General features: G+C 64.2%; 12 protein-coding genes and 1 tRNA gene. 10 read left to right on the forward strand and 3 right to left on the reverse strand.

Translation table 11 applies throughout. The features are described 5' to 3' along the window. Nucleotides 1-73 precede the first annotated feature (73 nt). From N1058_RS01420 to N1058_RS01440, 5 genes are read left to right on the forward strand one after another with little or no spacing between them, the layout of a single operon-like run. The gene (locus N1058_RS01420; protein WP_265515692.1) at nt 74-1,516 is read left to right on the forward strand and encodes a methylmalonyl-CoA mutase family protein; all 1,443 of its coding nucleotides are present in this window, start codon (nt 74-76) and stop codon (nt 1,514-1,516) included. Between the two features lie 9 nt (nt 1,517-1,525). Then, nucleotides 1,526-3,670 carry a methylmalonyl-CoA mutase gene (gene scpA, locus N1058_RS01425; protein WP_265515693.1) on the forward strand — a complete coding sequence of 715 codons (2,145 nt, stop codon included), beginning with the start codon at nt 1,526-1,528 and terminating at the stop codon, nt 3,668-3,670. A gap of 60 nt (nt 3,671-3,730) precedes the next feature. Continuing rightward, nucleotides 3,731-3,952, forward strand: coding sequence for an AbrB/MazE/SpoVT family DNA-binding domain-containing protein (locus tag N1058_RS01430; protein WP_265515694.1), 222 nt, complete (start codon nt 3,731-3,733; stop codon nt 3,950-3,952). Beyond that, entirely contained in the window at nt 3,949-4,344 is a 396-nt protein-coding gene (locus tag N1058_RS01435; protein ID WP_265515695.1) for a type II toxin-antitoxin system death-on-curing family toxin, read from the forward strand. The genes N1058_RS01430 and N1058_RS01435 overlap by 4 nt, the downstream gene beginning before the upstream one ends. A 58-nt stretch (nt 4,345-4,402) precedes the next feature. Then, complete coding sequence (locus N1058_RS01440) at nt 4,403-5,788, forward strand: TIGR03808 family TAT-translocated repetitive protein (protein ID WP_265515696.1); 1,386 nt, start codon at nt 4,403-4,405, stop codon at nt 5,786-5,788. Between the two features lies 1 nt (nt 5,789). On the opposite strand, the gene N1058_RS01445 is transcribed toward N1058_RS01440, so the two are convergent. Further along, entirely contained in the window at nt 5,790-6,842 is a 1,053-nt protein-coding gene (locus N1058_RS01445) for an asparaginase (RefSeq protein ID WP_265515697.1), read from the reverse strand. Between the two features lie 65 nt (nt 6,843-6,907). Between N1058_RS01445 and N1058_RS01450 the strand changes: the two genes are divergently transcribed. Beyond that, nucleotides 6,908-7,678: a DUF3750 domain-containing protein gene (locus N1058_RS01450; protein WP_265515698.1), complete on the forward strand. Its 771-nt coding sequence runs from the start codon at nt 6,908-6,910 to the stop codon at nt 7,676-7,678. A 22-nt stretch (nt 7,679-7,700) separates the two neighbouring features. Here the strand turns inward: N1058_RS01450 and N1058_RS01455 are convergent, their stop codons facing one another. Next, nucleotides 7,701-8,867: an acetyl-CoA acetyltransferase gene (locus tag N1058_RS01455; RefSeq protein WP_265515699.1), complete on the reverse strand. Its 1,167-nt coding sequence runs from the start codon at nt 8,865-8,867 to the stop codon at nt 7,701-7,703. A 254-nt stretch (nt 8,868-9,121) separates the two neighbouring features. Between N1058_RS01455 and betI the strand changes: the two genes are divergently transcribed. The 4 genes from betI (at nt 9,122) to N1058_RS01475 (ending at nt 13,093) form a co-directional block, all read left to right on the forward strand. Then, nucleotides 9,122-9,709, forward strand: coding sequence for a transcriptional regulator BetI (betI, locus tag N1058_RS01460; RefSeq protein WP_265515700.1), 588 nt, complete (start codon nt 9,122-9,124; stop codon nt 9,707-9,709). Between the two features lie 2 nt (nt 9,710-9,711). Continuing rightward, nucleotides 9,712-11,415 (forward strand): choline dehydrogenase, encoded by a 1,704-nt coding sequence (betA, locus tag N1058_RS01465; RefSeq protein ID WP_265515906.1) that lies wholly within the window; start codon nt 9,712-9,714, stop codon nt 11,413-11,415. A 20-nt stretch (nt 11,416-11,435) separates the two neighbouring features. Next, nucleotides 11,436-12,902 carry a betaine-aldehyde dehydrogenase gene (betB, locus tag N1058_RS01470; RefSeq protein ID WP_265515701.1) on the forward strand — a complete coding sequence of 489 codons (1,467 nt, stop codon included), beginning with the start codon at nt 11,436-11,438 and terminating at the stop codon, nt 12,900-12,902. Between the two features lie 114 nt (nt 12,903-13,016). Further along, a tRNA-Pro gene (locus tag N1058_RS01475) sits at nt 13,017-13,093 on the forward strand. Nucleotides 13,094-13,167: 74 nt separating this feature from the next. Here N1058_RS01475 and N1058_RS01480 read toward each other — a convergent pair. After that, nucleotides 13,168-14,058: a Stf0 family sulfotransferase gene (locus N1058_RS01480; protein ID WP_265515702.1), complete on the reverse strand. Its 891-nt coding sequence runs from the start codon at nt 14,056-14,058 to the stop codon at nt 13,168-13,170. Nucleotides 14,059-14,118 lie beyond the last annotated feature (60 nt).

A 14,118-nucleotide genomic window follows, 5' to 3' on the forward strand; every position in this document is an offset into this window, starting at 1 on the left:
TTGGTGCATTGCGGCGGGAGGAAGGGCATCCTAAACTCTCTGTTCAATTAGCCGTGGGTGTTGAGGAGGCAGAATGGATCGCACGGTCCTGACCAGGGCGGATTTCCCCAAGGTTGACAGGGAACAGTGGCTCTCGCTCGTGTCGAAATCGCTCGGTGACGAAGCGGGCATGGCGGCGCTATCGCATGAAACGGACGACGGGATAAGTGTGGCGCCGCTCTACGATCGAGCCGAAGGCGCACAGGCGCTGCCGCGCGTTCAGCCCTCCGTTCCCTGGACGATCATCCAGCGCATCGACGATCCCGACGAGGCGCGGGCCAATGTCCAGGCGCGCGAAGACCTGGAACAGGGCGCGACCGGCCTGTCCCTGATCTTTGCCGGCGCGCCCAATGCGTTCGGCTATGGCCTGCCGTCAGGGCCGCAGGCGCTGGAAGCGGTGCTCGCCGACATCCCGTTGCGCGATGTGCGGCTGCGCATCGACGTGCATCCGCAAAGCCGCGCCTCCATCGACTGGGTGGCCCATCTCCTCCAGGGTCGGCGCGTCGATCCGCAAAAGCTTTCGCTTTCCTTCGGCATAGATCCGGCGTCCCTTTTTGCCGGCACGGGCAGGCTGCGCATGTCGATAGACGCGCTGGAAGCCTCCATGCCGCAATCGCTGGCAGGCTTCTTCGCCCTGGCGCTGCCGGGCGTTCTTCTTGAGGCGGACGGGCGCGTCTTCCACAATGCCGGCGCGACCGAGGCTCAGGAATTGGGCATCATGCTTTCCTCGGCGGTCTCCCACCTGCGCATGTTCGAGCAGGCCCGCCAGCCGCTGGTCTACGCCGCGCCGCATATCGGCTTTGCAACCAGCGTCGACCAGAACCAGTTCCTGTCCATGGCCAAGATACGGGCCGTGCGGAAGCTTTGGGCGCGTATGCTGGAGACATGCTCGATAGAGCCTTCTCCAGTCACGATCCACGCCGAGACATCCTACCGGATGATGACGCGGCGCGATCCGGAGACCAACATACTCCGCTCGACCATCGCCGCCTTCGCCGCTGCCGCGGGAGGAGCCGATTCGATTGCGGTCCTGCCGCATACGATCACTCACGGCCTGCCGGATGGCTTCGCCCGCAGGCTTGCCCGCAACACGCAGCTTCTTCTGTCGGGCGAAAGCCATTTGGATTTCGTCGCCGATCCGGCCGCGGGTTCCGGCGCCATCGAATCGCTTACGGCAGGCCTGTGCGAGAAGGCATGGGAGGAGTTCCGTCGCATCGAGTCCGAAGGCGGTGTCCTGCGCAGCTTGGCCAACGGCCATATCCAAAAGCGCGTTATGCAAGCCCGCGCCCGGCGGCAGGTCAAATATGCCGATGGGGCGCGCGCCATCGTCGGCACCACGGTCTATCGCACCGAAAAGGAGCGGCCGATCAACATCCTGAAGGCCAGCCGCCAACCCATGCCGGACGACGGCGCGGTCTCATGCGAGAAGCTGTCTGCCGTCAGGATTGACGAAGCGCTTGCTTCGGCCGGCGACTAGGGTGGCGGCGTGATTCCCGACTTTTCCCGGATCGACTGGTCGCCGCCTTCACCGGCCTCCGAAAAATCGCCATCCGGCGAGACCCGAGAAACGCCGGAGGGCATTGCCGTCCGGCGTCGATATGGTGAGGCTGACCTGCAGGGGTTGCCGTTCCTGGACAGCTTTCCAGGCTTCGCCCCGTTCGTTCGTGGCCCCTACCCCACCATGTATGTCCGCCACCCGTGGACCATTCGCCAATATGCCGGCTTCTCCACGGCCGAGGAATCGAACGCCTTCTACCGGCGCAATCTGGCCGCCGGCCAGAAAGGCCTTTCCGTCGCCTTCGATCTTGCCACCCACCGGGGCTATGACAGCGACCACCCGCGGGTGGCCGGCGACGTCGGCATGGCCGGCGTAGCCATCGATTCGATCCTCGACATGCGCCAGCTCTTCGACGGCATCCCGCTCGATCAGATGACGGTCTCCATGACCATGAACGGCGCCGTATTGCCGATCATGGCGCTCTACATCGTCGCGGCGGAGGAACAGGGCGTCGACCAGAAGCAACTCGCGGGCACCATTCAGAACGACATTCTGAAGGAGTTCATGGTCCGCAACACCTATATCTACCCGCCCAAGCCATCGATGCGGATCATTTCGGACATCTTCGCCTACACGACGGAGCACATGCCGAAATTCAACTCCATCTCGATTTCCGGCTACCACATGCAGGAAGCCGGTGCGACGGCGGATCTGGAGCTCGCCTACACCATCGCCGACGGCATCGAATATGCCCGCGCCGGCATTGCCGCCGGTCTCGACATCGACCGCTTCGCGCCGCGCCTTTCCTTCTTCTGGGCTATCGGCATGAACTTCTTCATGGAAGTGGCCAAGATGCGGGCGGCGCGCATGCTGTGGGCGGCACTCATCAAGCGGAACTTTTCGCCAAGGGACCAGCGCTCCCTGTCCCTGCGCACCCATTGCCAGACATCCGGCTGGTCGCTGACGGCGCAGGATCCGCACAACAACATCATGCGCACCATGATCGAGGCCATGGCCGCGACGCAGGGGCACACGCAGTCGCTGCACACCAATTCCTTCGACGAGGCGCTGGCGCTGCCGACCGACCATTCCGCCCGCATCGCCCGCAACACGCAGCTCGTTCTCCAGCTCGAATCGGGCACCACGCAGATCGTCGACCCCTGGGGCGGATCGGCTTTCGTGGAGCGGCTGACCCACGACCTCGCCGCGCGCGCGCTGGCTCATATCGAAGAGATCGAGAGCCTCGGCGGCATGGCTGCGGCGATCGAAAAGGGCGTGCCGAAGATGCGGATCGAGGAAGCCGCCGCGCGCTCCCAGGCGCGCATCGATTCGGGCCAGCAGGTGGTCGTCGGGGTCAATCGGTTCCGGCCCTCGCAGGATATGGAAGTGGACGTGCTCAAGGTCGACAATGCCGAGGTGCGCGCGCGCCAGCTTGCCAAGCTGCAGCAGCTCAAGGGCACTCGCAATGTCGGCGATGTCGAGACGGCGCTTTCAGCGCTCACAAAAGCGGCGGCGGAAGGCGGCAACCTCCTCGAATTCGCCATCCGCGCCGCCCGCGCCAAGGCAACGGTCGGCGAGATATCGCTGGCGCTCGAAAAGGTGTTCGGCCGACACGTTGCCGATGTACGCACCATTTCCGGAGTTTATCGCAAGGAGATTGGCGAGAACGCTGCCGTGGACCGCGCCCAGGGACTTGCCGAAGCCTTCAAGGAGAAGACGGGCACACCGCCGCGCATCCTGATCGCCAAGATCGGCCAGGATGGCCACGACCGCGGCCAGAAGGTCATCGCCACCGCTTTCGGCGATCTGGGGTTCGAGGTCACCGTCGGCACCATGTTCCAGACGCCGGACGAGGTTGCCAAACTTGCCGACGAGAAGGACGTGCACATCGTCGGCGCTTCCTCGCTTGCAGCGGGCCATCTGACGCTCATTCCCGAGTTGCGGGAGGCGCTGGACAAGCGAGGCCGAAGCGACATCATGATCGTTGCCGGCGGCGTCATTCCTCCGGACGACTACAAAGCGGTTCGCAAAGCCGGCGCTATGGAAATCTTCCCGCCCGGGACGGTCATCCCCGAGGCCGCCGTGCGCCTGCTCGACGGTCTGTTGGCCGACGAAGAGCGCGCGGCGTCTTGAAGTCTCCGCCTCCATGTTATATCTTGTGTTATAACATACTCCGAAACGAGGCAGTCAGCCATGAACGTCACCATCCGAAAGATCGGCAATTCCGAAGGCGTTATCCTGCCCAGGGAGGTGCTGGAGCGGCATAATCTGAAGTCGGGCGACCAGCTGGTTCTGCATGAAAATGACCAGGGCATCAGCCTGACTGCCGCAGACCAGCACTTCGACCGGCAGCTCGAAGCCGCCCAGGAGATCATGGATCAGTACAAGGTCGCGTTGCAAAAGCTCGCCGAATGAGTTGGGTTTTTCTTACCCGGCTCGCGGTTGAAGCCATGCACGACGAACAATTGCGCCGCCACGGCGGAGCCCGTGGGCTGCGTGACGAAAATGCACTGGAGTCGGCCCTCGCCAGGGCCGAAAATAAAGCCGCCTACGGTCAACCCGACATTTGGGATCTTGCCGCCGCCTATGTCTTCGGCTTGGCCCGGAATCACGCTTTCGTTGACGGCAACAAGAGAACGGCTATCGTCGCAGCCGGTACTTTCCTGTTGTTGAATGGTCGGCGCATGACGGCGGATAATGGACTCGTCTACAGGTTCGTCATGGATATTGCAGCCGGCGAAATCGACGAGGCAGGCGCGGCAGCGTTCTTTCACGACTTCACGGCTCCGACGAACCGGGACGCATGATATCTAGCGGCACAGCCCTTGCGTCACCCCTATGCGCAGCGAACGGGATGTGCCGGAATTGAACAGACGCAGATTCCTTACAGCCGGTGTGGCATTCGGTGTCTCGGGCTGGGCCATGGCCCAAAGCCCGGCCGCGGCGGCTATGTCCGCCACCGGTGCCGCAAGCGCCGAGGCCTTCGGCGTCCGACCGAACGCAGCCGGCGATCAGTCCCGTGCCTTTTCCGCCATGCTGGAGCAGGCTTCTTCCAGCGACCAGCCCATCTTCCTGCCGCCCGGCACCTACCTGGTTTCCGGCATTCTTCTGCCGCGCAGCACGAGGCTCATGGGGATCGAGGGTGCCACCCGGCTCGTGCCGGCGGGCGACGGCCCCATCTTTCGGGGCGATGATATCGGCGCCCTTCATCTGGCGGGACTGACCTTCGACGGCGCCCATCGCTGGTTTTCGGGCGGAGCCAACGCGCTTCTCGATCTGCGCGGCGTAGAGGCGCTCGACATCGCCTCCTGCGCCGTCGTCAACAGTGGCAGGAGCGGTATCGCGCTCGAGCGCGCCTCCGGCCGCATCCGGCGGACACGAATAGAGCACGCCGCCGATATCGGCATCTTCAGCGTCGACGCCGGCACGCTCGACATCGCCGGAAACGACGTGCGCCACTGCGCCAATGGCGGTATTCTCGTTCATCGCAGCGCGCATGGCGCCGACGGCACGCGGGTCACCGGCAACCGCATCGCCCATATTCGGGCCGACCAGGGCGGCACCGGCCAGTTCGGCAATGGCATAAATGTCTATCGCGCGGGCGATGTATCGATCTCGGGAAACCACGTATCCGCCTGCGCATTCTCGGCCATCCGCTCCAATGGCGGCAGCAATCTCCAGGTGATCGGCAACCAGTGCCTGCACTCGGGCGAGACCGCGATCTACAGCGAGTTCTCCTTCGAAGGTGCGGTGATCGCCAACAACATCGTCGACGGCGCGGCGAACGGCGTCTCCATCGTCAACTTTAACGAAGGCGGACGGCTCGCCACCTGCACCGGCAACCTCGTCCGCAACCTGTCGAAGACGGGGCCATACGAGACCGGCGCCCCGGGTTTCGGCACCGGCATAACGGTGGAAGCCGACTGCACGGCCACCGGCAACGTTATCGAGAACGCGCCGACCTATGGCATGCATCTGGGCTGGGGCCCCTTCTTGCGCAACGTTGCGGCCACCGGCAACGTCATCCGCAGATCGGGAACCGGTATTGCCGTATCCGTCGTCGAAGGCTCCGGGTCGGCCGTCATCTCCGATAACGTCATCTCGGAAAGCGAGCGCGGAGCCATCGTCGGCTACCGCTGGGCCGATGCCGCCACCGGGGAATTGGCGAACGGAAGCGCCAGCGGCTTCGCGCATCTGACGGTGGCCGGCAACCAGATATCCGAGGCCCCGGATACCCTAAGCCCCGAATAACCTAAGCCATGGTCTCCGTCAGCGCTGCCGCCGGGCGTAGCCCGCCTACTTCAATGCCGCGCCAGTTCCTCAATGTCGGGCGCACCAGCCCGTCCAGTTCGGCGGCCAGCGGGTCGTCCTTTCCCAACAGCCCTGCCAGGACGGCCGCGACCGTGACTTCAGCACCGCGTGCGGCGCCATCGTCGCATTTGACCGCGATGCCCAGGCCGCGTTCGGGAATGGCAGCGCAATAGACGCCCTCGGCCCCGATCTTGGTGAAGATCCGGCCCTTCCCCATCTGCATCATCACCGTGTCGGCGCGCTTCGTGCCGGCGACGAAGAACGGTTCCGCCATGCAGGCCGCGATGATCCGGCGAGCTGCGCGGGCGCGTTCGGGGCCCAGACCGTTGCCCGTGGCCAACCGGGCAAAGCCGCTGGCCAGGCTTTCCAGCGGCACGGCATAGGTGGGGATGGAACAGCCGTCCGTGCCGCTTAGATCGGTCGAATGGGCGGCGCCCGTCACTGCTTCCATCGCCTCACGCACAGCCTCCTGGACGGCATGGCCATGGGCGACATAGCCCTTGTGGTCGATGCCCATGTGCCGGCAGGTACAGAGAAAGCCCGCATGTTTTCCCGAGCAATTATTATGTGCCGCGCCGGGCGCGCCGCCGCCCTGCGCCAGCTTGACCGTTGCCTCCTGCTGCGTCGGCCAGTGCGCGCCGCACTCATAGGCTTCCTCTCCGAGGCCGGCGCGTTCGAGCATGGAAAGGGCCAGCGCGACATGTTCGGGCTCTCCCGAATGGGAGGCGCAGGCCAGCGCGATCTCGCGGTCGCCGAAGCCGAATGCATCGGCAGCGCCGCTCTCCACGAATGGCAGCGCCTGGATCGCCTTCACCGCCGAACGCGGAAAGACCGGTCGCCCCGTGTCGCCGATCTCCAGCACCGCCTTGCCGTCCGCGTCGAAGACAGCGACAGCGCCGCGATGGTGGCTCTCGATAATTTTACCGCGCGTCACTTCCACCAGAACGGGATTTGCCGCCAGAATGGGATTTGCCGCCAGAACGGGATTTGCCATTGTCTCACCACTATGCTGCGCTGGGTTCAGCTTCGTCTTGTCGGGTGTGGAAAAGAACGGGCGCCGTGCGGAAAATCAAGCTCACGATCGCGATTATTTTCGGCCTTTTCATCCTGCCCGTCCTGCTGTTCGGAGCATGGTGGACCATAAAGGAGCGTCCGACCTCCTGGCGCACGGCCGATTGGAGCGCGTCGGGCCTGCTTACGGCGGCCGAATTGTCGCCCGCACCGGTCATTTATGTGCTCGCCGCCCGCACCGGTGGTCTGAAGGGCGCGCTCTCGGTTCACACGTGGATCGTGCTCAAGGAGGAAGGCGGCGTCTATGAGCGCTATGACAAGGTCGGCTGGGGCAGCCCGATCCGCCGCAATGCCTATCCGCCCGATGGCCGCTGGTATTCAAACCCGCCCTATCTGGTGAAAGCCATCTCGGGCGACCAGGCAAAAAGCCTCATTCCCCTCGTCCGGCAAGCCGTCGCCGCCTACCCCTATGCGGCGCAGGGTGACTATTCGATCTGGCCGGGGCCGAACTCCAACTCCTTCGTCGCCCATGTGCTGCGCAACGTGCCCGATCTCGGCGCCACCATGCCATCGAACGCCATCGGCCGCGACTATCAGCCCGACTGGGCGTCTTTTGCCTATGACCGCGCGCGCGGCGGGATCCGTTTGTCGCTGGGTGGTCTGGTGGGCGTTGCGGCCAGCCGATGGGGGGTGGAATTCAACCTGTTCGGCCTCGTGGCCGGCGCCGACTTTCACGACCCGGCGCTCCTCCTCCCCGGCTTCGGCCGCGTTGCGTTCTGGCCTCAAACAGCCGTGGCGGCCACGCAGGACAAAGGTTAGCGCGGCCCGTCCGGAATTCAGCCTACTTGATCCGTTCGAGGATCGACACGTAGTTCGCCACTGCCGCGCCGCCCATGTTGAAGATGCCGGCCAGTGCGGCGTCGGGAACCTGTATTCCGCCTGCTTCGCCAGCAAGCTGCATAGCGCTCAGCGCGTGCATGGAAACACCGGTCGCACCGATGGGATGCCCCTTTGCCTTGAGCCCGCCCGATGGGTTCACCGGCAGGCGCCCGCCCATTTCCGTCTGGCCTTCGAGCGCCACCCTCGCGCCTTCGCCGGGCTTGGCCAGCCCCATGGCCTCATATTCGATCAGTTCGGCAATGGTGAAGCAGTCATGGGTTTCGACGAAGGACAGCTCGTCGATAGTGATGCCGGCGCGCTTCAGCGCCCGGCTCCAGGCCTGACCGCAGCCTTCGAATGCCAATATGTCGCGCTTCGACATGGGCAGGAAGTCCTGCACATGCTCGTTCGCGCGAAAGGCGATCGCCCGGCGCATGGACAGCGACGTCTGCGTGTCGGCCAGCACGATGGCCGCCGCGCCGTCGGACACGAGCGAGCAGTCCGTGCGCTTCAAGGGGCCGGCGACAAAGGGGTTGCGCTCGCTCTCGTGCCGGCAGAACTCGTAGCCCAGATCCTTCTGCATCTGGGCCAGCGGATTGCTGGCGCCGTTCTTGTGGTTCTTGGCGGCGATCCGCGCCAGAGCGTCGGACTGGTCGCCATGGCGCTGGAAATAGGCGGCGGCGATCTGGCCGAAAACACCGGCGAAACCGCCGGGAATATCGCCCTCCTCCGGCAGATAGGACGCCTTGAGCAGGTTGCGGCCGACCTCGGGGCCGGGCGTGGTCGTCATCTGTTCGGCGCCGACCACGAGCACGATGCGCGCCGCGTTGGCGTCGATAGCCCGCAGGCCCTGGCGGACGGCAGCCGAACCGGTGGCGCAGGCGTTCTCCACACGCGTTGCGGGCTTGAACCGCAGCCGGTCATCGGCCTGCAGCACGAGGCTTGCCGTGAAATCCTGGGCGGAGAAGCCGCCATTGAAATGGCCGAGCACGATTTCGTCGACGTCTTCCGGGCCAATGCCGGCATGTTCGATGGCTTCTCCGGCCACCTTCACGATCAAACCTTCCAGCGTCTCGTCCGAAAGTTTGCCGAACTTCGAATGCGCCCAGCCGACTATGCTTGCCGTCATGACTTCCTCCTCGTGCCGCAGCATCGGCAGGAAAACCGGAACCGGTCTTTCCGAAAGCGCGATCCACAGATTCAATACCCACGGCGTCCTTGTGTACGCCCGAAGAATACAAGGCGCTGTGGGCTGTTACATAGCACAAAACCTCGCCTATGCGAGACGGCTATTTGTTCAACAATGAACCTTCTATCGCAACGCAGCACTCACGCCAAATCTTTTTTCTTGATTGATCAGTCAATCAAAACTATATCGAGGTCATGCCCAAGATCGGAATGGAACCCATACGCCGCCGCGCGCTTATCGATGCCGCCATACTCGCCATCGGCGAGCGTGGTTCCCTCGACGTCACCATGTCGGACATCGCCGGACGCGCTGGCGTGTCCACGGCCCTCGCGCATCATTATTTTGGCGGCAAGGAAGATCTGCTCCACGCCGCCATGCGCCACGTCCTTGCAGAGCTTGGCGGTGATCTGCGCCGGGCCGTGGCCGGGAAGCAGGGAATCGAGCGGGTAGAGGCGGTGATCGCCGTCAACTTCTCGCCCAAGCAGTTCCAGCCCGAGATCGTTTCGGCATGGCTTGCCTTTTACGTGGAGGCGCAGCACAGCACTCCCTTGCGGCGGCTGCTCAGAATCTATGCGCGCCGGCTTCACTCGAACCTTCTTTATGCTTTGCGGCCGCTCATGGCGGATGCCGTGGCCCGGCGCGCCGCCGAGGGCATCGCCGCCCTGATAGACGGGCTCTATATCCGCCGCGCGCTCAAGGACGGCCCCCCCGATGCAGCCTCGGCAGGCGCCCTGGTACAGGATTATCTGGAGCTACAGGTGAAAGCGGAGAGGTCCTCATGAACATGCCGCTCGAAGCCGATTACGTGATCGTCGGCGCCGGCTCGGCCGGGTGCACGCTCGCCTACAGGCTGTCGGAGGACGGCCGCCATTCGGTGATCGTCACCGAGGCCGGCGGCAGTGATTTCGGCCCCTTCATCCAGATGCCGGCCGCCCTCTCCTTCCCCATGAACATGTCGCGCTACGACTGGGGCTATCGCACCGAGCCCGAGCCGCATCTTGGCGGGCGCAGCCTCGCCACGCCGCGCGGCAGAGTGATCGGCGGCTCGTCCTCGATCAACGGCATGGTCTATGTGCGCGGCCATGCGCGCGACTTCGACCACTGGGCGGCGAGCGGCGCGCACGGCTGGTCCTTCGCCGACGTGCTGCCCTATTTCAAACGCATGGAGCACGCGCACCACGGCGAAGACGGCTGGCGGGGAACCGATGGGCCGCTGCATGTGCAACATGGCAGGCGCATCAATCCGCTCTACAAGGCCTTCATCGAAGCCGGGCGCGAAGCCGGCTTCGGGACCACCGAGGACTATAATGGCTCCCGTCAGGAAGGCTTCGGCGCCATGGAGCAGACGATCCACAAGGGTCGCCGCTGGTCCGCGGCCAATGCCTATCTGAAGCCGGCGCTGAAGCGCCGAAACGTGAGTCTTGTCAGAGGTTTCGTCCGCAGGATTGCCATACAGAATCAACGTGCGACAGGCGTCGAGATCGAAGCTGGCAAAAAGATTCAACTCGTTAAGGCAAAGCGCGAGGTCATCGTCGCCGCCTCCGCAATCAACTCCCCCGCCCTCCTGCTGCATTCGGGCATAGGGCCGGCCGGCGAATTGCGGCGTCTCGGCATTGACGTGGTGGCCGACAGGCCGGGTGTCGGCCAGAACCTCCAGGACCATCTGGAGCTCTACGTCCAGCAGGAATGCCGCCAGCCGATCACCCTTTACTCGAGCCTGAACCTGTTCTCGAAGGCGCTCATCGGGGCGCAATGGCTCCTGTTCAAGAACGGCCACGGCGCGTCCAATCATTTCGAGGCCGCCGCCTTCGTCCGCTCGCGCGCCGGCATCGAGTATCCCGACATCCAGTACCACTTCCTGCCGGTCGCCATCCGGTACGATGGCAAGGCGGCGGCCAAGGCCCACGGCTTCCAGGCCCATGTCGGGCCGATGCGCTCGAAATCTCGCGGCCACATCAGTCTCGCCTCGCCCGACCCGAAGGATGCCCCGAAGATCCTTTTCAACTACATGGCGCATGAGGACGACTGGGCCGACTTCCGCCACTGCATCCGCCTCACCCGGGAAATCTTTTCGCAGGAAGCTTTCAAGCCCTACGCCGGCAGGGAGCTTTCGCCGGGCGACGACGCCGTTTCCGACGAAGCCCTCGACGACCATATCCGCGAACATGTCGAGAGCGCCTACCATCCCTGCGGCACCTGCCGCATGGGCGCCGCCGACGATCCGATGAGCGTGGTCGATCCCGCCTTGAGGGTGATCGGCGTCGAGGGCCTGCGGGTGGCCGATTCCTCGATCTTCCCGCGCATCACCAACGGCAATCTCAACGCGCCGTCGATCATGGTGGGCGAGAAGGCGGCGGACCTCATCCTGGACAAGACGCCCCTTCCCCCTTCAAATCAGGAACCGTGGATCAACCCGCATTGGCGGGTTTCGGACCGCGACAGCGCCGAGCGTCCTATCGAACGCTCGAAGGACGCTGTAACCTACTGACGTCAACATCAGGAGCGGCCATGCGCGCCCAACCGACAGCCTCGCACTACATCAACGGCGCCTATGTGGAGGACACGCAGGGGCCGGCGCTCGACGTCCTCTATCCGGCGACCGCCGAGACGATCGCCCGCCTTCACCTGGCCACTCCCAATATCGTCGAACTGGCCGTCGAGGCGGCGCGGTCCGCGCAAGCCGCCTGGGCGAAGGTGAAGCCGATCGAGCGCGGCCGGGTGCTGCGGCGGGCGGCGGAAATCCTGCGCGAGCGCAATGAGGAGCTTTCGCGTCTGGAAACCCTCGACACCGGCAAGGCGCTGCAGGAAACCCTCGTAGCCGACGCCGCTTCGGCCGCCGAGGCGCTGGAGTTCTACGGCTGCGTCATCGCCGCCGAGCGCGGCGATCACGTCGATCTCGGCGGCGGCGCCTTCGGCTATACCAAGCGCGAGCCGCTCGGCGTTTGCGTGGGCATCGGCGCGTGGAACTATCCCATCCAGATATCCGCCTGGAAAGCCGCCCCGGCGCTCGCCATGGGCAACGCCATGATCTTCAAGCCGTCCGAGAACACGCCCCTATCGGCACTGAAGCTGGCCGAAATCCTCACCGAGGCCGGTTTGCCGGACGGCCTCTTCAACGTGGTTCAGGGCGCGCGCGAGGCGGGCGAAGCGCTGATCTCGCATCCGGCGACCGCCAAGGTCTCGCTCACCGGGTCCGTTGCCACCGGCAAGAAGGTCATGGCGCTCGCCGGCAGCCACATGAAGCAGGGCACGATGGAGCTTGGCGGCAAGTCGCCCATCGTCGTCTTCGACGATGCCGACGTGGAGAACGCCGTCGGCGGCGCCATCCTCGGCAATTTCTATTCCACCGGCCAGATCTGCTCCAACGGAACCCGCGTTTTCCTGCAGGAAGGCATTCGCGACCGCTTCATGGAGAAGCTGACGGAGCGTACGCGCAAGATCAGGCTGGGCGACCCGCTCGATCCCGACACCCATCTCGGCCCCCTCGTCTCGCAGGACCAGCGCCAGCGGGTGCTCGATTATATCGAGATAGGCAAGCAGGAAGGCGCGACGCTCCATCTGGGCGGCGGGGCGCCAAGCCTGCAAGGCTTCGAGAACGGCTTCTATGTGGAGCCCACGATCTTCACCGATGTCGAGGACCATATGCGGATCGCCCGCGAGGAAATCTTCGGCCCCGTAATGTCCGTCCTCACCTTCCGCGACGAGGACGAAGCCGTCGCCCGCGCCAACGGCACCGAGTTCGGCCTGGCCGCCGGCGTCTTCACCGCCGACCTGGCGCGCGGCCACCGCGTGGCCGATGCCCTGCAAGCCGGCATCTGCTGGATCAACACCTACAACCTGACCCCGCTGGAACTGCCGTTCGGCGGCGTGAAGAACTCCGGCATCGGCCGCGAGAACGCCCTCGCGGCCCTCGCCCACTATTCGCAGATCAAGTCTGTCTATGTGGAAACGGGGAATGTCGAAAGCCCCTACTGACCGTCGGATTCCACGCGTTGCAGCGGCCCTTTGTGCGGCCAAAACAACGCCCGGCGCTGCAGGTTTCGGCTTGCGGAGGAAAGGCATCGCCGCTATAAGCCCGCCGTCGGGTCACGGAGTGTAGCGCAGCCTGGTAGCGCACCTCGTTCGGGACGAGGGGGTCGCAGGTTCAAATCCTGCCACTCCGACCAGACTTTTCAAAGGCTTCTAGCACCTCCCAGTGCGGAATAGCCGGTTTGTGGAGCGGGCGCTCGGCCGCCCGGGTTCAGATTGAAACCTGCTCGGATCGATACCGCGCTACCCAGTCCTGATTCGTGCTGTCGGCCAGCTTCTTCACACTAGGCTCAATACCGTCCGCGGCGGCACGGTCGATCCCTAGACAGTCCAGAAGATATCGCAGGATTTCCAGCGGATCGGCAGACAGATCGTCATAAGTGATACAGACCGGCTCGATCCCTTCGCTTGCGAACCAGTGATTCCAGTCGTCATCGTAGACCGCCATCGTCTCGGCGCAGGCTTGGATCTCGTTGCTGTCGTAGGACGGCTCTTTATGCGGGGCGAGCCGTTCCAACTCCGTGCCGTCCGGCGCCATATGCCAAAGGCCGGTTTGCTGGGCCTTCAGATAAGATACGGCCTGTTCGATCTTGTCGGGCCGCGTCAAATGCACGAACAAGGTTGCCCCAAAGGCCCGCCGGAAGCGCTCGGTATCGGAAAGCTCCTCCGGGTACAGAACGGCCAATTTCTCACGGAAGAACCCGAAACTGTGTGCTTGCAGACGCAGCCCGAATATTCCCGTGCCATTGCTTCCCTTGAGAACGGCGGCTCGGAAACCCGCCTTGAGAACCTCCCGCTCGGTCGCCGCTTCTTCTGGTGCGACACCGAGCTTTGCCGCCCATTCATCGACCGACGGGCGGTGAAAGTAGGACGCGGGGTTTCCGGCAACACTCGTCGCCGCCAGCAGCCTGCACAGCAGCGTGCTGCCACTGCGGGGTGAAGTGCAAATCACATAGGCATCATATTTTGTCATGCTCGGCGGGTTAGCCAAATTGCGTGACAATCTGATGTCGGCTTCGGTGTGGGAAGCGGTCTGACTGCTGTAGTCCGTAAAGTCTAGAAAGCAGACATGTATAACTTGGACATCGCGGGCGACCGCCACGCGTGATCGGCACGAGCTGGTCGGGATCGGCGCCCTCACCAGAACGGGAGAGCGCCGCTA

Origin of the sequence: Nitratireductor luteus (genome assembly GCF_026162365.1) — a bacterium.
Lineage (GTDB): Bacteria > Pseudomonadota > Alphaproteobacteria > Rhizobiales > Rhizobiaceae > Chelativorans > Chelativorans luteus.